The sequence below is a fragment of the Streptomyces sp. LUP47B genome, from assembly GCF_001746295.1.
GTDB lineage: Bacteria > Actinomycetota > Actinomycetes > Streptomycetales > Streptomycetaceae > Streptomyces.
This window is the reverse complement of sequence record NZ_MJAH01000015.1, coordinates 344,661-363,223: the sequence shown is the minus strand read 5'-3', so window position 1 is coordinate 363,223 and position 18,563 is coordinate 344,661. Positions and strand designations below refer to the sequence as shown.

Annotated in this window: 13 protein-coding genes and 1 pseudogene; 8 read left to right on the top strand and 6 right to left on the bottom strand. The window is 70.7% G+C overall.

Annotated elements, in window-relative coordinates; genetic code table 11:
• From BFN33_RS37100 to ssd, 4 genes and pseudogenes are all read right to left on the bottom strand, one after another.
• A pseudogene (locus BFN33_RS37100) lies at window positions 1-416 on the bottom strand (hypothetical protein); the annotation flags it as partial.
• Window positions 413-1,342, bottom strand: a complete 930-nt coding sequence (locus BFN33_RS37095; RefSeq protein ID WP_069764722.1) for a type II secretion system F family protein — start codon at window positions 1,340-1,342, stop codon at window positions 413-415. The gene BFN33_RS37095 and the pseudogene BFN33_RS37100, both read right to left, overlap by 4 nt.
• Window positions 1,343-1,411: 69 nt before the next feature.
• On the bottom strand, window positions 1,412-2,584 hold the full coding sequence (locus BFN33_RS37090) for a TadA family conjugal transfer-associated ATPase (RefSeq protein WP_069764721.1): 1,173 nt from the start codon (window positions 2,582-2,584) through the stop codon (window positions 1,412-1,414).
• Window positions 2,585-2,808: 224 nt separating this feature from the next.
• Window positions 2,809-3,921, bottom strand: coding sequence for a septum site-determining protein Ssd (gene ssd, locus BFN33_RS37085; RefSeq protein WP_069764577.1), 1,113 nt, complete (start codon window positions 3,919-3,921; stop codon window positions 2,809-2,811).
• Window positions 3,922-4,532: 611 nt separating this feature from the next.
• On the opposite strand from ssd, the gene BFN33_RS37080 reads away from it, so the two are divergent.
• Window positions 4,533-5,366 carry an HAD family phosphatase gene (locus BFN33_RS37080; protein ID WP_069764576.1) on the top strand — a complete coding sequence of 278 codons (834 nt, stop codon included), beginning with the start codon at window positions 4,533-4,535 and terminating at the stop codon, window positions 5,364-5,366.
• 335 nt (window positions 5,367-5,701) lie between these two features.
• Here BFN33_RS37080 and BFN33_RS37075 read toward each other — a convergent pair whose 3' ends face one another.
• The gene (locus tag BFN33_RS37075) at window positions 5,702-6,526 is read right to left on the bottom strand and encodes an oxidoreductase (RefSeq protein ID WP_069764575.1); all 825 of its coding nucleotides are present in this window, start codon (window positions 6,524-6,526) and stop codon (window positions 5,702-5,704) included.
• A 101-nt stretch (window positions 6,527-6,627) separates the two neighbouring features.
• Here BFN33_RS37075 and BFN33_RS50510 point away from each other — a divergent pair, with 101 nt between their 5' ends.
• The 7 genes from BFN33_RS50510 to BFN33_RS54745 all read left to right on the top strand — a co-directional run bounded on the left by BFN33_RS50510 (window position 6,628) and on the right by BFN33_RS54745 (window position 17,307).
• The gene (locus BFN33_RS50510) at window positions 6,628-7,761 is read left to right on the top strand and encodes an ATP-binding protein (protein ID WP_256122959.1); all 1,134 of its coding nucleotides are present in this window, start codon (window positions 6,628-6,630) and stop codon (window positions 7,759-7,761) included.
• Between the two features lie 1,337 nt (window positions 7,762-9,098).
• Entirely contained in the window at window positions 9,099-11,510 is a 2,412-nt protein-coding gene (locus BFN33_RS37060) for a SulP family inorganic anion transporter (protein ID WP_069764572.1), read from the top strand.
• A 422-nt stretch (window positions 11,511-11,932) separates the two neighbouring features.
• Window positions 11,933-13,891: an acetate--CoA ligase gene (gene acs, locus BFN33_RS37055; protein ID WP_069764720.1), complete on the top strand. Its 1,959-nt coding sequence runs from the start codon at window positions 11,933-11,935 to the stop codon at window positions 13,889-13,891.
• A gap of 180 nt (window positions 13,892-14,071) precedes the next feature.
• Complete coding sequence (nhaA, locus tag BFN33_RS37050) at window positions 14,072-15,490, top strand: Na+/H+ antiporter NhaA (protein ID WP_069764571.1); 1,419 nt, start codon at window positions 14,072-14,074, stop codon at window positions 15,488-15,490.
• A 62-nt stretch (window positions 15,491-15,552) separates the two neighbouring features.
• On the top strand, window positions 15,553-16,056 hold the full coding sequence (locus BFN33_RS37045; protein ID WP_069764570.1) for a phage holin family protein: 504 nt from the start codon (window positions 15,553-15,555) through the stop codon (window positions 16,054-16,056).
• Complete coding sequence (locus BFN33_RS37040) at window positions 16,053-16,994, top strand: alpha/beta fold hydrolase (protein ID WP_069764569.1); 942 nt, start codon at window positions 16,053-16,055, stop codon at window positions 16,992-16,994. Before BFN33_RS37045 ends, BFN33_RS37040 begins: the two co-directional genes overlap by 4 nt.
• A gap of 127 nt (window positions 16,995-17,121) precedes the next feature.
• Window positions 17,122-17,307, top strand: coding sequence for a hypothetical protein (locus tag BFN33_RS54745; protein ID WP_079141194.1), 186 nt, complete (start codon window positions 17,122-17,124; stop codon window positions 17,305-17,307).
• 22 nt (window positions 17,308-17,329) lie between these two features.
• Here BFN33_RS54745 and BFN33_RS37035 read toward each other — a convergent pair whose 3' ends face one another.
• A complete protein-coding gene (locus tag BFN33_RS37035) occupies window positions 17,330-18,529 on the bottom strand; it encodes a MarP family serine protease (RefSeq protein WP_069764568.1) in 1,200 nt (399 codons plus the stop codon).
• Window positions 18,530-18,563 lie beyond the last annotated feature (34 nt).

Genomic DNA, 18,563 nt, shown 5'->3' with positions numbered 1-18,563 from the left:
GCGATCACTGGACCGGCGCCCGCCGCGATGCAGGCGGCCAGCAGGTCGGCGGCGAGCGGCAGTTGCCGGGCCGCCTCGCGCGCGTCGGCCTCCTCGGCACCCACGCCGGCCGTCTGCCGTAGCCGCCACCGCCACAAGCCCACCGCGACGACCAGCCCGACCACGCCACCGGCGACTCCGCCGACCAGCACCCACCCGGCACACCCGACGCCGGCCACGGGCAGCCACCGCCGCGCAAGATCCCGAGCCTCGAACCGCGGCCCCTCGGCCGTTGCCTGCGCAGTGGCCAGCAACTTTCCGAGCCGCCGTCGCACTCTGCGCTCATGCCGCGCGGCCGCGGCCCAGCGGGCGAGCCAGGCGATCACCAGTGCCGCCCCCACAACCGCCCCCAGCCTGTGGAAAACTTCCGCGCTCATGCCGCCTCGGCTCCCCTCACGATCCGCGTCGCCCACCACATCCCGACGCCCTCCAGCAGGCCGCCGACCAGCAGGCAGCCCAGCCCGGAGCCGGTGTGCAGAAGGACGTGCAGGGGATCGGCACCAAGGGCGGCACCGAGTCCCAGCCCCAGCACCGGCAGCGCGGCGAGCATCCACGCCGTGGACCGGGCGCCGGCCAACTGGGCGCGCAGATCCGCTCGTTGGTCCCGATCGGCCCGTAGTGCACCTTCGAGCCGATCCAGCCCGGCCGCGAGCCCCGCGCCCTGGTCCACGGCCACCCGCCAGCACGCGGCAAGCCCCAACAGACCCTCGGCCCCGGGCCGCCGAGCCGCCGCCGCGAGCGCCCCCGGAACATCCCCGCCGAACCGGGCCGCCGCCAACACGGCAGCCTGCGTCTCCCCGAGCCCACCGAACTCCGGCTCTCCAGGTCCACACCCGCCCGATCCGGCCCCACCGACCCCCATACCCTCGAAGTCCCGCACAGCCCGCACCAGCGCCTCACCCGGCTGCCGCCCCGCCCGCACCTCCCCGGCGACCGTGGCGCACAGCGCGATCACCTCGTCCGCCCGCCGCTCACGCACCCGTCGCTCCGCCCGGGCCAGCCGCACCCGCCGCAGCAACGGCACCGCGGCGGCCCCCGCGACGACCGGCAGCATCGAGGCCCCCAGCAGGGCGATCACCAGCCCTGCGACCGCCGCCCACCACTCGAACCCGAGTCGCCCACGAACCTGCCGCAGCTCTCCCACCAGGCGCCGCCACGGTGGAGGTCCGACCCCCGCCACCCCGCCGCCCGCCAGCAGCAGCTGCGCCCGCCGCACCCCGGAACGCCGCCCGCCCCACAGCCACACGGCCACCCCGAGGCACCCCACGGCCACACCCGTCGACCCCACCGACATTTCCCCCATCCCGGTCACCACGTACTCCCGCCGTCCGAGCCATCTCGTCGTCGTCCTCTCGCTCCGATCCCGCCCAAGTCACCTGCTCTCCCCCGACGGCCCCCGCATCGCGGCCCCGAGCAGTTCTCGCAGCCGCTCCCACCCCCGCTCGTACGCGAACGCCTCCACTCCCCAGCGCAGCGCCGGCACCGTCCGCACCAGCCCCGAGGAGTCCCGCTCCAGCACCCGCACCTCGGCGATCCGCCGCCGCCCGGCCCGGTCACGCACAAGATGGAGTACGACCGACAGCGCGGCCGCCAACTGGCTGTGCAGCGCGGCCCTGTCGAGCCCGGCCGCCGTGCCAAGCGCCTCGAGGCGGGCCGGTACGTCGGCCGCAGCGTTGGCGTGAACGGTCCCGCAGCCGCCCTCATGGCCCGTGTTCAACGCGGCCAGCAGATGCACCACTTCGGGCCCGCGCACCTCACCCACGACCAGCCGGTCGGGCCGCATCCGCAGCGCCTGTCGCACCAGGTCCTCGAGCGTGACGAGTCCTGCGCCCTCCTGGTTGGCGGGTCTCGTCTCCAGCCGTACGACGTGCGGATGGTCCGGCCTGAGCTCCGCCGAGTCCTCCGCGAGGACGATCCGCTCGCCCGGCCCGACGAGCCCCAGCAGCGCGCTCAGCAGCGTCGTCTTTCCGGTGCCGGTCCCGCCGCTGATGAGGAAGGACAGCCGCGCGTCGAGCAGCGCCCGCAGCACCCGGTCTCCGCCCGGCGGCACCGTGCCGGCCGCGACCAGCTCGTCCAGCGTGAACGCACGCGGGCGTACGACCCGCAGCGACAGACAGGCACAGCCGACGGCGACCGGAGGAAGCACCGCGTGCAGCCGGGTCCCGTCCGGCAGCCGTGCGTCCACCCAGGGCCGCGCGTCGTCGAGGCGTCGCCCCGCCACCGCGGCGAGCCGCTGTGCGAGTCGTCGTACGGCGGCCGCGTCCGGGAAGGAGACGGCGGTCAGTTCGAGTCCGCCGCCCCGGTCCACCCAGACCCGGTCCGGAGCCGACACCAGGACATCCGTCACCGACGGGTCGGCGAGCAACGGCTCCAAGGGCCCGCTGCCGACCAGCTCGGACCGCAACCGCTCGGCGGCGCCCAGCACTTCGGCGTCCCCGAGCACCCGCCCCTGCTCCCGCAGCGCCTGCGCCACACGCGCGGGCGTCGGTTCGGCCCCACTCTCGGCCAGCCACTGCCGTACGCCGTCCAGCAGCCCGGAAGCCATGTCCGCACCCGGCGTCGCCGAAGCCGGACGACCACGCACCGGGGCGCCCCGCAGTCCGACGGCACCGACCGGCACCTCACCCGACCGCCACCGCTCGACGGAACCCACTGCCGGATCACCCGACCGCCGCCGCTCAACGAGTCCGGCTACCGGATCACCCCTCCACCACTCCTCGGCAGAACCGTCCCCCGCGCCGTCCGCCCGCTCGAACCCCGAGAACACGCTCATGCCGCTCCCGCCTCCGCCAACGCCCGCTCCCAGAACTCCTTGCAGAAGCGCGCGAGCGGCCCCCGCACGGCCGCCCCCGGAGGTGAGTCGCTTCCCCGCGGCCGCTGGAGCGCCGACTCCACCGGCACCTCGCCCACCAGGGGCAGTCCCAGCAGTCGGGCCACCTCACGGTCGTCGAGGCCGGGTGCGTACGGGCCTCGTACCGCCACCCGCAGGTCGCGCAGGACCATGCCGACGGCGGAGGCCACGCGGCCGGCCGCGGCGACGGCGCGCAGCTCGGCGGGGACCACGAGGATCCCGAGGTCGAGCTGGGAGAGAACCTCGGCGACGCCGTCGTCGAGGCGACGGGGCAGGTCGACGACGACGGTTCCGCCCCGGCGCCGGGCCGCGGCGAGTACCGCTCGCACAGCCTGGGGCGGGACGGCGATGCGGTCGCCGCGGTCCCAGCTCAGCACCCGCAGTGAGTGCAGCCGTGGCAGCGACTCCTCGAGGGCACCGCCGCCGACCCGCCCGCGGGAGGCGGCGAACGCGGGCCAGCGCAGCCCCTCGGTGCTCTCGCCGCCGAGGAGTACATCGAGTCCGCCGCCCAGCGGATCGGCGTCCACGAGGAGAGTGCGCAGCCCCTCACGCGCGGAGGTGACGGCGAGGGCACACGCGAGCGTGGAGGCTCCGGCCCCGCCGCGGCCGCCGATGACGCCGACGGTGAGGGCGGGCCGGCCGATGCCCTCGGTGACGTCGGCGATGCGGTCGACCAGCCACTGTTCACCGTCGGGCAGCATCAGGACGTGGTCGGCGCCGATCTCGACGGCCCGCTTCCACACCCCGGAGTCGTCCTGGTCCCGGCCGACGAGCACTACTCCACGTCGGCGTGCGGCCCCGCGCACGCGCCGTGCGGCGTCGTCGCCGACCAGGACGAGCGGGGCGGCCTCCCAGCTTCCTCTGGGCTCCGGCACTCCGTGGTGCACCTCGGCTTTCGCCCCGGCCGCCGCGCACAGTCGCAGCAGGTCGTCGAGTAGGTCCTCGTCCTCCGTGACGATCAACGGCCGGCCCGGTCGCCCTCCGGCGGCGGGCTGTCCCTCGTGTGTGACGGCTGCGGTCACGGTCTCCATCCCCCTTCGCCGCGCCGCGCGAGGACCTCCACGAGGGCCCGCGCGGCGCCTCTCTCACGCGGCCCCTTCGGCCCCGCGATTCCCAAACGTGTGAAGAACCGGCAAGTGGCCTCCATATGAACGGCCGATACGAACCGGCCAAACACACCCGGCTAACCGGAACCGGCCATGAAGTCGGCTGGAGCGGGACGTGTGGGAATCACGGTGCAGCGATCCCGGAAATCGTGTGGATCTTGGTCGATAACTGTGGACAACTCGACGGTTGTGAATATCGCCGTCACCCATACCGGTGAGTCCCGCAGCGCCTGCGCAAGACTTCCGCAGAGCAGCGCCACAGCTACTCACAGTGACGGATCATGGACAGGCGGAAGAGGCGGCCGGCGCCGCCTCGAAGCAGTCGCGGGACCGCGAACAGAAGGGGAAAAACCCACCCGGACATGCGACGACCCCCACCGGGGGGGAGAGTGGGGGTCGTCTCCACGGCCGACTCGGGGGGGGAGGAGTCGGACCGGGTTAGCACGGTCGCGAACGATCCGTGACTTCCATGGTGTACCCGAGAGCCCTCTCAGGCAAACCCACGCGCCTCACCTTACGCCGAATGGGCTGCACCTATGCTCGGGGTCGTGGAAAACCACTCCTTGCCTCGCACAGCAGCCTTCTTTGACCTGGACAAGACGGTCATTGCGAAGTCGAGCACACTCACGTTCAGCAAGTCGTTCTACCAAGGCGGGCTGATCAACCGCAGGGCCGCCTTGCGGACCGCATATGCCCAGTTCGTCTTCCTCGTCGGCGGTATGGACCACGACCAGATGGAACGCACCCGCGAGTACCTCTCCGCGCTCGTGCGCGGCTGGAACGTCCAGCACGTCAAGGAGATCGTGGCCGAAACGCTCCACGACCTGATCGACCCGATCATCTACGACGAGGCCGCCTCCCTGATCGAGGAGCACCACACCGCCGGCCGCGACGTCGTCATCGTCTCCACGTCCGGCGCCGAGGTCGTCGAGCCGATCGGCGAACTGCTGGGCGCCGACCGGGTGGTGGCGACGCGGATGGTCGTGGGCGAGGACGGCTGCTTCACCGGCGAGGTGGAGTACTACGCGTACGGCCCGACCAAGGCCGAGGCGATCAAGGAGCTGGCGGAGTCCGAGGGGTACGACCTGGAACGCTGTTACGCCTACAGCGACTCGGCGACCGACCTGCCGATGCTCGAGGCCGTGGGCCATGCGCACGCCGTCAATCCGGACCGGACGCTGCGCCGCGAGGCTCTCGCGCGCGGGTGGCCGATTCTTGATTTCCACCGGCCGGTCCGGCTCAAGCAACGGCTGCCCGGTTTCGGCGTACGGCAGCGCCCGGCGCTCGTCGCGGTCGCGGCGATAGGGGCGGCAGCGGCGACGGCAGGCCTCGTCTGGTACGCGAATCGGCGGCGGGCGACAGTGGCCTGAGGTGATTCCGCCCACTTGACCCGTATTTGCGGATAAAAGTAAAGAACGACGGCCAGGGGTTCCGCTTGCTCCGGTCCAGGAGTACAAAGGGGTTAACGGCCCGCGAGACCAAGGACATCCGAAAGGATCACCTTAGAAACGCATTTGGCCCCACGGACCGAGCATGGACATCGAGCACCCACGCGACGTCGACCCGTCGATTACGGGCCAGCCGCACCAGGTGACGGGCAAAGTCCCGACCTGATGGGCAATACATCGAGGACGCTTGGTAACCCGGTGAACATGCCAGCGGCGGTACGAGTCCTCGTACCGCCGCAACTCTGTTCCAGGGGGTTTTACGCCGCCCCGCGCTGGAGTGCCTCGCACACCGCCGTCGACTCGCGCGCACCCAATTCGATCGCGCTGCCACAGTGGGCGATCCAGGCGGCCATGCCCTCGGGGGTCCCGGAGACGTATCCGTCGAGCGCCGCCAGATAGGCCGCCCGGCCCAGTTCGGCGTGACCGACCTCCGCCGGGCAGACCGACTTCGGGTCGAGGCCGCTGCCGACCAGGACGATCCGCGCGGCCGCGCGGGCGACCAGGCCGTTGTGGGACACGAAGGGCCTGAGGGCGAGGAGTTCTCCCTGTACGACGGCGGCCGAGACCAGAGCGGGGGCCGAGCTGCCGGCGATGATCAGCTGGGACAGCCCCTCCAACCGGCCCGAGACCTCGGCCGCGTCCGGCAGGGGCAGCTCGATGAGCGGCTCGTCGACGGTCTCGCCGGCCTGACGGGGACGCCCGATCTCGTCCTCGTCGCTCGCCGCGGCGACCAGGTGCAGCCGGGCCAGCACACGCAGGGGCGACTGCCGCCAGATGGACAGCAGCTGGCCGGCCTCGGCGGTCAGCCGCAGCGCCGCGCCCATGACCCGCGACTCGCCGTCGACGCCGAAGTCGGAGCGCCGGCGCACCTCTTCCAGGGCCCAGTCCGCGCCGGACAGTGCCGCCGAGCCGCGGGCGCCGCGCAGGGCCGCCTCGGAGGTGATCTCATTGCTGCGGCGCCGCATGACACGGTGTCCGTAAACCCGGTCCACGGACTTGCGCACGGACTCCACGGACTCGGCCACGCCGGGCAGCGAGCCCAGGGCCGCGAGCGGATCGGCGTTCGCGCCTGTCGTACTCATGAGTACGACCCTACGCAACCCAGCCGCGTGCCCCTCGATGGAGTGGTCTTCTTCACGCCTGCCTGCCACATACAGCTATCAATTGACTACTCTTCGTGAACATGAAAATTGCTTTCGTCGGGAAGGGCGGCAGCGGCAAGACCACCCTGTCCTCCCTGTTCATCCGCCATCTCGCGGCCACCGGAGCACCGGTGATCGCCGTCGATGCCGACATCAACCAGCACCTGGGGCCGGCGCTCGGCCTGGACGAGAGCCAGGCGGCCGCGCTGCCCGCCCTGGGCGAGCGGTTGCCGCTGATCAAGGAGTATCTGCGCGGCACGAATCCGCTGATCGCCTCGGCCGCGGAGATGATCAAGACCACTCCGCCGGGCGAGGGTTCGCGGCTGCTGCGGGTGCGCGAGGACAACCCGGTTTACGGGGCCTGCGCACGGGCGGTGGAACTCGACGGCGACATCGTCCGTCTGATGGTCACCGGCCCCTTCACGGACGCCGACCTGGGGGTCGCCTGCTACCACTCCAAGACGGGAGCGGTGGAGCTCTTCCTGAACCACCTCGTGGACGGGCGGGGCGAGTACGTCGTGGTGGACATGACGGCGGGCTCCGACTCCTTCGCCTCCGGCATGTTCACCCGCTTCGACATCACGTTCGTCGTCGCCGAGCCGACCCGGAAGGGGATCTCGGTCTATCGCCAGTACAAGGAGTACGCCCGCGACTTCGGTGTGGTCCTGAAGGTCGTCGGCAACAAGGTGCAGGGCCGGGACGACCTCGACTTCCTCCGCGCCGAAGTCGGGGACGACCTGCTGGTGACGGTCGGGCACTCCGACTGGGTGCGTGCCCTGGAGAAGGGCCGACCGCCCCGGTTCGCGCTCCTGGAGGACGTCAACCGCCGCGCCCTGCACCGGCTGCGGACGGCCGTCGACGCGACGTACGAGCTGCGTGACGCGGAGCGCTACACCCGGCAGATGGTCCGTCTGAAGCGGCGGCAACCGGCCGACGACTACTGCCGCTTGGCAGCCGGTGCCCCCGGCACACCCTTCGGTGCCGGGGCCGGTCGGCCCGACATGAAGGCCGGCCAGCCCTGCTTCGGTGCCTCGCCGACGCCCAGGGTGCCCAGCTTCTCCAGGGTCTTCGGGTCCTGGGCGTCCAGCCAGTCGGCCAGCTGCCGGAAGGAGACACAGCGCACGTCGGGCTTGTTGCACACCTGCTCGATGGTCTCCTTCACGGCCCGCATATAGGTGCCGCCGTTCCAGGACTCGAAGTGGTTGCCGATGACCAGAGGCGCACGGTTGCCGTCGTAGGCCCGGTGGAAGCCCTTGAGCAGGCCGTCACGCATCTGGTCGCCCCAGAACTCGAACTTGTCCGGGTCACCCTGGGTCGCGGTGCCGGACTGGTTGACCATGAAGTTGTAGTCCATCGTGAGCTGCTCGTAGGAGTGCCCGGGGAAGGGCACGAGCTGCATCGACAGGTCCCACAGACCCTGCTTCTTCTTCGGCCAGACCTGGTCGTTGACACCGCTGGTGTCATAGCGGAAGCCCAGTTCGCGGGCGGCCTGCATGAAGTTCTTCTGGCCCTCCAGGCAGGGGGTGCGGGCGCCGACGAGCTCCTTGTCGTAGTCGAAGGGCAGCGGGGAGGCCTTCGTCATCCCGGTGTTGGTCTTCCAGGACTTCACGAACTTCTTCGCCTGGGCGATCTCGTCCTTCCACTCCGCGACCGACCACTGGCCCACCCCGCCGCCGCTGCCGCAGAAGTGGCCGTTGAAGTGGGTCCCGATCTCGTTGCCCTCCAGCCACGCGAGGCGCAACTGCTTGACGGTGTCGGCGATGCCCTGCTCGTCGTTGAAGCCGATGTCGGAGCGGCCCGGGGAGTGCTGCGGCGGCTTGTACTCGTCGCGCTTGCCCTCCGGCAGCATGTACACGCCGCTCAGGAAGTACGTCATCGTCGCGTGGTTCGCCTTGGCGACCTCACGGAAGCGGGAGAACAGCTTCTGGCTGTCCTCGCCTGCGCCGTCCCAGGAGAACACCACGAACTGCGGGGGCTTCTCGCCGGGCTTGAGGCGTTCGGCTCTGGGCAGGTGCGGCTGCGCTCCGGTGTACGCGGTGGAGCCGTCGCCGATCAGGCGCAACACCCGCTTGGGCGGGGCCTGTCCGGGCTTCACCTTCTGCGGGCCGGCGGCTCCTCCGTCGGAGACGTCGGTCCCGGTCCCGCAACCGGCGAGCGAGGCGGCGCAGACCGCGGCGACCACGGCTCCCGCGGCAATCCTGTGGGTGGCGGCCATGTTCCGCCCACCTTCTTCCTTCTCTCGGGGCCAACGACAGCGCCGCCAAGGTCGCATGGACCCGAGAAGGAATTAGTACGACAAGCCGATGAAATTGCCACTTCACCCATCTAGGTGAGTTGTTCACCCATTTGCCCGGAAAGTCTATGCCTGCCCTTTACTCTGCATTACGATCCATTTACAAAGCGTTGCATCATCCCGCCGCTGCACGCCGTGACCCACGGCCGCGACCCGACCCCCGCCACCGACGGGGGACCACCTGTTCCGCGACCGCGCTGCCCCGGAGGAGACGGGAAAATGTCAGCCTGTGTTCCCACCCGCGCCACCGACCCGAGCGACTCGAACCCCACGAGGCGCAACCACCGACCTCACAGCCCCCCGCCGACCCCGCCCCGCCGCTTCCGCATCGCGGGCGCCGACGTGTCGGCCTCGATCGCGGTCTTCCTGATCGCCCTGCCCCTGTCCCTCGGCATCGCCCTCGCCACCGGCGCGCCCCTCCAGGCGGGCCTCGTGGCCGCCGCCGTCGGAGGGATCGTCGCCGGCCGACTCGGCGGATCCCCGCTCCAGGTCAGTGGGCCCGCCGCCGGACTCACCGTGGTCACCGCCGACCTGATCCACCGCTACGGCTGGCGTACCACCTGCGCCATCACCGTCCTTGCCGGAGTGGTCCAACTCGGCCTCGGCTGCGTGCGCGTGGCCCGTACCGCGCTCGCCGTCAGCCCGGCGATCGTGCACGGCATGCTCGCCGGTATCGGCTTGACCATCGCCGTCGCCCAGGTGCACATCGTCCTCGGCGGCACCCCGCAGAGCTCCGTCCTCGACAACCTCCGGGGCCTGCCCGCACAGTTGGCCCGCCTGCAGCCCGCCGCGGTGTCGGTGAGCGTGCTGACCCTGGCGCTGCTCCTCCTCTGGCCGCGCGTCCCCGGCCGGGCAGGGCAACTCCTGCGCAAGGTCCCGGCCGCGCTCGTGGCCGTCGCCGGAGCCACCGCCGCCGCCTCGTTCGCCGGGCTGACCCTGCCCATGGTCGATCTGCCGTCCTGGAGCAGCCACGCCCTGGCCGGGCTGCCCGAGGGTCCCGTGCTCGGGCTCGTCGCCGCCGTGCTCACCACCACGCTGGTGTGCAGTGTGCAGTCGCTGCTCGGCGCGGTCGCGGTCGACAAGCTGGTGGCCGGACGCCCCGACCTGATCTCCGGCGCCCCCGGATCCGGCCGCGGTGCCCGCGTCGGCCGCTCCGATCTGAACCGCGAACTGCTCGGTCAGGGGGCCGCCAACATCGTCTCCGGCACGCTCGGCGGACTGCCCGTCGCCGGTGTGGCGGTGCGGAGTTCGGCCAACGTCCAAGCCGGTGCCGTCAGCCGGAACTCCACCGTGCTGCACGGCGTTCTCGTAGTGATCGCCGCACTGCTGATGGTCCCGGTCCTGGAGTTCATCCCGCTCGCCTCGCTCGCCGCCCTGGTGATGGCCGTCGGCATCCAGATGGTGTCCCTGCACCACATCCGCACGGTGACCCGGCACCGAGAGGTTCCGGTCTACGCCGTCACCACCCTCGGCGTGGTCCTGTTCGGCGTCCTGGAGGGTGTGACGCTTGGCGTCGCCGTCGCCGTCGCGGTCGCCCTGCACCGCCTCACCCGCACCCGCATCACGCACCACGAGAGGGAAGGAGTCCATCACGTCCATGTGCGAGGACAGTTGACGTTCCTCGCGGTACCCCGGCTGAGCCGGGCCCTGCATCTCATCCCCCACGGAGCGGAAGCCGTCGTGGAGTTGGACGGGTCGTTCATGGACCACGCGGCGTACGAGTCGCTGCAGGACTGGCAGAAGACACACACCGCGCAGGGCGGCTCCGTCGAACTGACCGGGCGCAGACCAGGCACGCGCATCGCCGAGCCGTCCGATTCCGCCCACTGCCGCTGCCGCCCCTGGACGCCCTGGCGCAACCACCAGTGTGAGCGCCCGTACACCGCGCCGGCCGCCGGACATCCCGATGCGCCCGGCGAGCCCGGTGCGGGTCAGGGCCCGAGCGCGGGCCGCGAGTCGAGCGGACACGAACTGGCGCGCGGCATCAGCGCGTTCCAGCGCAACACCGCACCCATCGTGCGGGGCGAGCTGGCCCGGCTGGCGCGCGAGGGCCAGCAGCCGGACCAGCTCTTCCTCACCTGTGCCGACTCACGGCTGGTCACCTCGATGATCACCTCCAGTGGCCCGGGCGACCTCTTCGTGGTGCGCAACGTGGGCAACCTCGTCCCGCTGCCCGGCAAGGAGAGCGGGGACGACTCGGTGGCGGCGGCGATCGAGTACGCGGTGGATGTGCTGAAGGTGCGTTCCATCACGGTGTGCGGGCACTCCGGTTGCGGGGCCATGCAGGCACTGCTCAACTCCGAGCCGGGTGGCGCCCGGACCCCGCTGCAGCGGTGGCTGCGACACGGACTGCCCAGCCTGGAGCGGATGGCCGACGACATCCGGCCGCCGGCGAGACTCGCCGGGCGGGCACCCGCCGACGCGGTCGAGCAGCTCTGTCTGACCAACGTGGTGCAGCAGTTGGAGCATCTGAGCGCCCATGAAACGGTCGCCCGGGCCCTGCGGAAGGGGGAGCTGGAGCTGCACGGGATGTACTTCCACGTGGGCGAGGCGCAGGCGTATCTGCTCACCGGGTCGGACGGAGACGGGCTGTTCGACCATGTGAAGGCGGCGGCGGACCTGCCGGCGTGAGCCTCGGGGGTGTGCGGCGTCGACACCGGCCTCAGCTGCCGTCCTGGCGTGGCCGCACACCCACCGACGGGCACCAAGAACGCTGGACCCCGTCGGGGCGTCGGCTTCGCCGGTGATTCAGTGCCCCGGGGAGGCAACCTCCAGGGGAACCCTGTGTCCCGCCCGGCCGTTGGTGTGGGCGGAGTCCAGGACCGCTCCCGGTCGTCAGGTCGGCCACAGGGCGCGGTCGGCGGCGGGAGTGTGAAAGGCGTTACAAGCGCTGAACTCCGCCTGGTCGGCGTACGTGGGTACGGATGACCCGGGCCGCCGGACTCGACGTCCAACAGGTCTAAACCAATTTCAGGTCGACCCTTGTCATCACGCCCCCGGGGTGATGAGCTGTGGCCTGGGACACAACGGACACCCTGGGAAAGGCAGATGCCGTGAGCAACGAAAGCCTGGCCAACCTGCTCAAGGAAGAGCGCAGGTTCGCACCCCCCGCCGACCTGGCCGCAAACGCCAACGTCACGGCGGAGGCGTATGAGCAGGCCAAGGCTGACCGGCTCGGTTTCTGGGCCGAGCAGGCCCGCCGACTGAGCTGGGCCAAGGAGCCGACCGAGACCCTGGACTGGTCGAACCCGCCGTTCGCCAAGTGGTTCAAGGACGGCGAGCTCAATGTGGCGTACAACTGCGTCGACCGGCATGTCGAAGCGGGCAACGGTGACCGGGTCGCCATCCACTTCGAGGGCGAGCCCGGCGACAGCCGCGCGATCACCTACGCCGAGCTCAAGGACGAGGTCTCCAAGGCCGCGAACGCCCTGCTGGAGCTGGGAGTACGCAAGGGCGACCGGGTCGCCGTCTACATGCCGATGATCCCCGAGACCGCCGTCGCGATGCTCGCGTGCGCCCGGATCGGCGCCGCGCACTCCGTGGTCTTCGGCGGCTTCTCGGCGGACGCGCTCGCGACCCGCATCCAGGACGCCGACGCCAAGGTGGTCATCACCACCGACGGCGGCTACCGGCGCGGCAAGCCGTCCGCGCTCAAGCCCGCCGTCGACGAGGCGGTCGGCAAGGTCGACAACGTCGAGCACGTGCTGGTCGTACGCCGTACCGGCCAGGAGGTCGCCTGGGACGACAGCCGTGACGTGTGGTGGCACGAGATCGTCGAGCGGCAGCCGGCCGAGCACACCCCCGAGCCCTTCGGCGCCGAGCAGCCGCTCTTCATCCTCTACACGTCCGGCACGACGGGTAAGCCCAAGGGCATCCTGCACACCTCCGGCGGTTATCTCACCCAGACCGCGTACACCCACCACGCCGTCTTCGACCTCAAGCCGGAGACCGACGTCTACTGGTGCACGGCCGACGTCGGCTGGGTCACCGGGCACTCGTACATCGTCTACGGCCCGCTCGCCAACGGCGCCACCCAGGTGATGTACGAGGGCACCCCGGACACCCCGCACCAGGGCCGCTTCTGGGAGATCGTGCAGAAGTACGGAGTGACGATCCTCTACACGGCGCCCACCGCCATTCGTACGTTCATGAAGTGGGGCGACGACATCCCCGCGAAGTTCGATCTCAGCAGCCTGCGGGTGCTGGGGTCCGTGGGTGAGCCGATCAACCCCGAGGCGTGGATCTGGTACCGCAAGCACATCGGCGCCGACCGGACGCCGATCGTGGACACCTGGTGGCAGACCGAGACCGGCGCGATGATGATCTCCCCGCTGCCGGGTGTGACCGCGACCAAGCCCGGTTCCGCGCAGACGCCACTGCCCGGCATCTCGGCCACCGTGGTGGACGACGACGCTCAGGAGGTCCCCAACGGCGGTGGCGGCTACCTCGTCCTGACCGAGCCGTGGCCGTCGATGCTGCGCACCATCTGGGGCGACGACCAGCGCTTCCTCGACACGTACTGGTCGCGCTTCGAGGGCCGGTACTTCGCCGGCGACGGCGCGAAGAAGGACGACGACGGCGACATCTGGCTGCTCGGACGCGTCGACGACGTCATGCTGGTCTCCGGCCACAACATTTCGACCACCGAGGTCGAGTCGGCGCTCGTCTCCCACCCGTCGGTCGCCGAGGCGGCCGTCGTCGGTGCCGCGGACGAGACGACCGGCCAGGCCATCGTCGCGTTCGTGATCCTGCGCGGCACGGCGAACGCCGAGGACGAGAACCTCATCGCCGACCTGCGCAATCACGTCGGTGCCACCCTCGGCCCGATCGCCAAGCCCAAGCGGGTCCTGCCGGTGGCCGAGCTGCCCAAGACCCGTTCCGGCAAGATCATGCGCCGTCTGCTGCGGGACGTGGCCGAGAACCGCCAGCTCGGTGACGTGACCACGCTGACCGACTCGACGGTCATGGACCTCATCCAGGCCAAGCTGCCGGCAGCGCCCAGCGAGGACTGACCGACTCCTACTGACCGACTCCTTCAGAAAGGGGCGCCCGGCGCCAGAAAGGGGCGCCCGGCGCGAGAACGCGCCGGGCGCCCCTTTTAGCTAAACTAAACAACAGCGTGACCCTCAGGTGTGCCGGGAAGTCTGGTCGGCGAACAGCTCAGCCCTGCCCACCGACCGGAGGTCTCCCCCATGTCCGCGCCCCCTCGCAAGGTCCTCGGACGCCTCTCCCTCCCCGAGCGGACCTTCCTCGCGGACGCACTGCGCACCGAGACGGTCGGCGGTGTGCTGCTGCTCGTCGCCGCGGTCACCGCTCTGATCTGGGCGAACGTTCCCGCGCTGCAAAGCAGTTACGAGAGCGTCAGCCACTACCATCTGGGTCCCGCGGCCCTCGGACTCGATCTGTCGGTCGAACACTGGGCCGCCGACGGTCTCCTCGCGATCTTCTTCTTCGTGGCCGGCATCGAGCTCAAGCGCGAACTGGTCGCCGGTGACCTGAAGGACCCCAAGGCGGCCGCACTGCCCGTGGTGGCCGCCCTGTGCGGCATGGCCGTACCGGCGCTCGTCTACACGCTCACCAACCTCACCGGCGGCGGCTCCCTGGCCGGCTGGGCCGTGCCCACCGCCACCGACATCGCCTTCGCGCTCGCCGTGCTCGCCGTCATCGGCACCTGGCTGCCGAGCGCGCTGCGCGCCTTCCTGCTGACCCTCGCCGTCGTCGACGACCTCTTCGCGATCCTGATCATCGCGGTCTTCTTCACCGCCGACATCGACTTCGCCGCGCTCGGCGGCGCGGCCCTCGGCCTCGCGGTCTTCTGGTTCCTGCTGCGCAAGGGCGTGCGCGGGTGGTACGTCTATGTCCCGCTCGCGCTGGTGATCTGGGCGCTGATGTACAACAGCGGCGTCCACGCCACGATCGCGGGTGTAGCGATGGGCCTGATGCTGCGCTGCAGCACGCGGGAGGACGAGAAGCACTCCCCGGGCGAGCACATCGAGCATCTCGTACGGCCGCTCTCGGCGGGCCTGGCCGTCCCCCTGTTCGCCCTCTTCAGCGCGGGTGTCTCCGTCTCCGGCGGCGCGGTCGGCGACGTCTTCACCCAGCCGGAGACGCTCGGCGTGGTGCTCGGGCTGGTCGTCGGCAAGGCGCTCGGCATCTTCGGCGGGACATGGCTCACGGCTCGCTTCACCCGGGCCTCACTCAGCGACGACCTCGCATGGGCCGACGTGTTCGCGGTGGCGACCCTGGCCGGCATCGGCTTCACCGTGTCGCTGCTCATCGGGGAGCTCGCCTTCGCCGACGACGCCACACTGACCGACGAGGTCAAGGCCGCCGTACTCCTCGGCTCGCTCATCGCGGCCACCCTCGCGACCGTGCTGCTGAAGCTGCGCAACGCCGAGTACCGCAGGCTGTACGAGGCCGAGGAGCGCGACGAGGACCAGTCCGGCATCCCGGACATCTACGAGGAGGACGACCCGGCGTACCACCTGCGCATGGCGGCCATCCATGAGCGAAAGGCCGCCGAGCACCGCCGGATCGCCGAGCTCAAGAGCGCCGAGCGGCTTGCCGAAGTAACGGGCGGGGCAGGCGAGGAGGACGGCCGTCGGGCATGATCTGACGGGACGGTACAAAAGACACGCCACACAAAAGAGTCCCAGTGAATAGGGAGACCGCGATGAGCGCACCCGACGGCAGCCCGGTCGGCGCCGAACGCAGCATCGGCCAGCTGTTCGCCTCGGCGACGACCGAGATGTCTGCGCTGGTGCACGACGAGATCGCGCTGGCGAAGGCCCAGCTCAAGCAGGACGTCAAACGGGGCGCGGCGAGCGGCGGCGCGTTCAGCGTGGCCGGCGCGGTCCTGCTGTTCTCCCTGCCGATGCTGAACTTCGCCCTGGCGTACGGCATCCGCAGCTGGAGCGACTGGAACCTCGCGGTCTGCTTCCTGCTGTCCTTCGCGGCCAACGTCCTCGTCGCGCTCGTCCTCGCGCTGATCGGCGTCGTCTTCGCGAAGAAGGCACAGAAGAGCAAGGGCCCGCAGAAGGTCGCCGCGTCGATGAAGGAGACGGCGGGCGTCCTCCAGAACGCCAAGCCGCACCCGCGACCCGACGACACCAAGGTCCTTGAGGAGCGGGTCCGCAACACGAAGGCCATCGAGGCTGTGGCACGCTCGTCGTCATGACCGATCCCGCCAGTCCTTCGGCGCAGCAGCCCGCCTCTCTCGTACGGCCCGACGGTCCCTGGACGCACCGGGACGTGGCCGCCAACGGCGCGCGCTTCCACATCGCCGAACTGGGCGACGGACCACTCGTGATGTTCCTGCACGGCTTCCCCCAGTTCTGGTGGACCTGGCGCCACCAGCTGGAGGCGCTCGCCGACGCCGGCTTCCGGGCCGTGGCCATGGATCTGCGCGGCGTCGGCGGCAGCGACCGCACCCCGCGCGGCTACGACCCCGCCAACCTGGCCCTCGACGTCACCGGCGTGATCCGCTCGCTCGGCGAGCCGGACGCCGCCCTGGTCGGCCATGACCTGGGCGGCTATCTGGCATGGACGGCGGCCGCGATGCGTCCCAAGCTCGTACGACGGCTCGCGGTCGCCTCGATGCCGCATCCCCGGCGCTGGCGCTCGGCGATGCTGGCGGACGTCAAGCAGACCCGCGCCGGCTCCTACATCTGGGGGTTCCAGCGGCCCTGGGTCCCGGAGCGGCAGCTGACCGCCGACGACGGCGCGCTGGTCGCCGAGCTGATCCGGGACTGGTCCGGCCCGCGCCAGCCGGACGACAAGGCGGTGGAGACGTACCGCAGAGCGATCTGCATCCCCTCGACGGCGCACTGTTCGATCGAGCCGTACCGCTGGATGGTGCGTTCGATGGCCCGTCCCGACGGGATCCAGTTCAACCGGCGCATGAAGCGGCCCGTCCGCGTGCCGACGCTTCACCTGCACGGCTCGCTCGACCCGGTGATGCGCACGCGCAGCGCCGCCGGGTCCGGGGAGTACGTCGAAGCGCCGTACCGCTGGCGGCTGTTCGACGGTCTGGGGCACTTCCCGCACGAAGAGGACCCGGTCGCCTTCTCGACGGAACTGATCAATTGGCTGAAGGATCCCGAACCCGACCGGTGACCGTTTCGTCGCTTCCGGTACAGGGAGCTGAACACCTGTCCTACGAACGGCCACTTGCCCGGCGCATAGGCCAATTGGGGGGCGTGGGGGCGGTTATCGACCTTGGGGCGGGGGCACACGTCCGGGTATGGGCTGGACGCACGACTACGGTGACGCAGCACGCAATCGACGCTCGGGCGCTGCCCTGAGCACCCATCATCAGGGCGGTGCCCCGCAACTGGCGGGCGGCACGGACCTGAGGGTGGGCATCCCGCGCATCCTGCGTCGCCGGGCCCGCTGGGTCTCGGTACGCCTGCGTCATCCCCGAGGCTGACGTGTCCTCGTCCTGACACCCCTCACAGCGCGCAGCTGTCGCTGTCCACCTGCTGGTTCGCGGTGCGCCCCTTGGCGATGTCCTCCTGGATCTCGTCCGCGGTGAGCGCGTACCCGGTGTCGGCGTCGTCGAGCGACTTGGCGAACACCACGCCGTACACCCTGCCGTCGGGGGTCAGCAGCGGGCCGCCGGAGTTGCCCTGGCGGACGGTCGCGTAGAGGGAGTAGACGTCACGGCTGACGGTGCCGCGGTGGTAGATGTCCGGTCCGTGGGCGTCGATGCGCCCGCGCACCCGCGCGGAGCGGACATCGTACGAGCCGTTCTCCGGGAAGCCCGCGACGATCGCGCTGTCCCCGCTGGCGGCGTCCTCGGACGTGAACCGCAGCGCCGGCGCGTCCAGGTCGGGGACGTCCAGTACGGCGATGTCGCGCTGCCAGTCGTAGAGGACGACCGTGGCGTCGTACTTGCGGCCCTCGCCGCCTATCTGGACCGTGGGCTCGTCGACGCCGCCGACGACATGGGCGTTGGTCATGACGCGGCGGTCGCCGAACACGAAGCCGGAGCCCTCCAGGACCTTGCCGCAGCTCTGCGCGGTGCCCATGACCTTGACGATGGAGCGCTGGGCGCGGGTGGCGACCGCGCTGTTCGCGAGCTTGGGGTCGGGGGGCTGGACCGCCTTGATGGGCTCGTTGGAGAACGGGCTGAAGACCTGCGGGAAGCCGTTGTCCGCGAGGACCGAGGTGAAGTCCTTGAACCAGGTGTCCGCGTCGGAGGGCAGCACCTCCTGGACGCCGAGGAGCACCTTGGAACCGCGCACCTCCTTGCCGACCGTGGACATCGTGGTCTGCGCGAGCATGGCGCCGATCAGCCAGGCGACCAGGAGCATCGCCACGACGTTCACGAGGGCGCCGCCGGTGGCGTCGACGGCACGGGCGGGCGACCAGGTGATGTACCGGCGCAGCTTGTTGCCGAGATGGGTGGTCAGGGCCTGGCCGACGGAGGCGCAGACGATCACGATGACGACGCCGACGACGGCGGCGACCGTGCCGACCTCCGCGTGGTCGGTCAGCGCGTCCCAGACGACGGGCAGGGTGTAGACGGCGACGAGACCACCGCCCAGGAACCCGATCACCGACAGGATGCCGACGACGAAGCCCTGGCGATAGCCGACGATCGCGAACCACACGGCGGCGACCAGCAACAGGATGTCCAGCACGTTCACCGGTTCGAGCCTCGCCTCATCACTTCGCGTTCAC

Coding starts and splice junctions, on each gene's coding strand:
- BFN33_RS37045 (WP_069764570.1), top strand. CDS start 15,553: ATGAGCGCACCCGACGGCAGCCCGGTCGGCGCCGAACGCAGCATCGGC.
- ssd (WP_069764577.1), bottom strand. CDS start 3,921: ATGGAGACCGTGACCGCAGCCGTCACACACGAGGGACAGCCCGCCGCC.
- BFN33_RS37080 (WP_069764576.1), top strand. CDS start 4,533: ATGCTCGGGGTCGTGGAAAACCACTCCTTGCCTCGCACAGCAGCCTTC.
- BFN33_RS37095 (WP_069764722.1), bottom strand. CDS start 1,342: ATGGGGGAAATGTCGGTGGGGTCGACGGGTGTGGCCGTGGGGTGCCTC.
- BFN33_RS37060 (WP_069764572.1), top strand. CDS start 9,099: ATGTCAGCCTGTGTTCCCACCCGCGCCACCGACCCGAGCGACTCGAAC.
- BFN33_RS37040 (WP_069764569.1), top strand. CDS start 16,053: ATGACCGATCCCGCCAGTCCTTCGGCGCAGCAGCCCGCCTCTCTCGTA.
- BFN33_RS37090 (WP_069764721.1), bottom strand. CDS start 2,584: ATGGCTTCCGGGCTGCTGGACGGCGTACGGCAGTGGCTGGCCGAGAGT.
- BFN33_RS50510 (WP_256122959.1), top strand. CDS start 6,628: ATGAAAATTGCTTTCGTCGGGAAGGGCGGCAGCGGCAAGACCACCCTG.
- BFN33_RS37075 (WP_069764575.1), bottom strand. CDS start 6,526: ATGAGTACGACAGGCGCGAACGCCGATCCGCTCGCGGCCCTGGGCTCG.
- nhaA (WP_069764571.1), top strand. CDS start 14,072: ATGTCCGCGCCCCCTCGCAAGGTCCTCGGACGCCTCTCCCTCCCCGAG.
- BFN33_RS54745 (WP_079141194.1), top strand. CDS start 17,122: ATGGGCTGGACGCACGACTACGGTGACGCAGCACGCAATCGACGCTCG.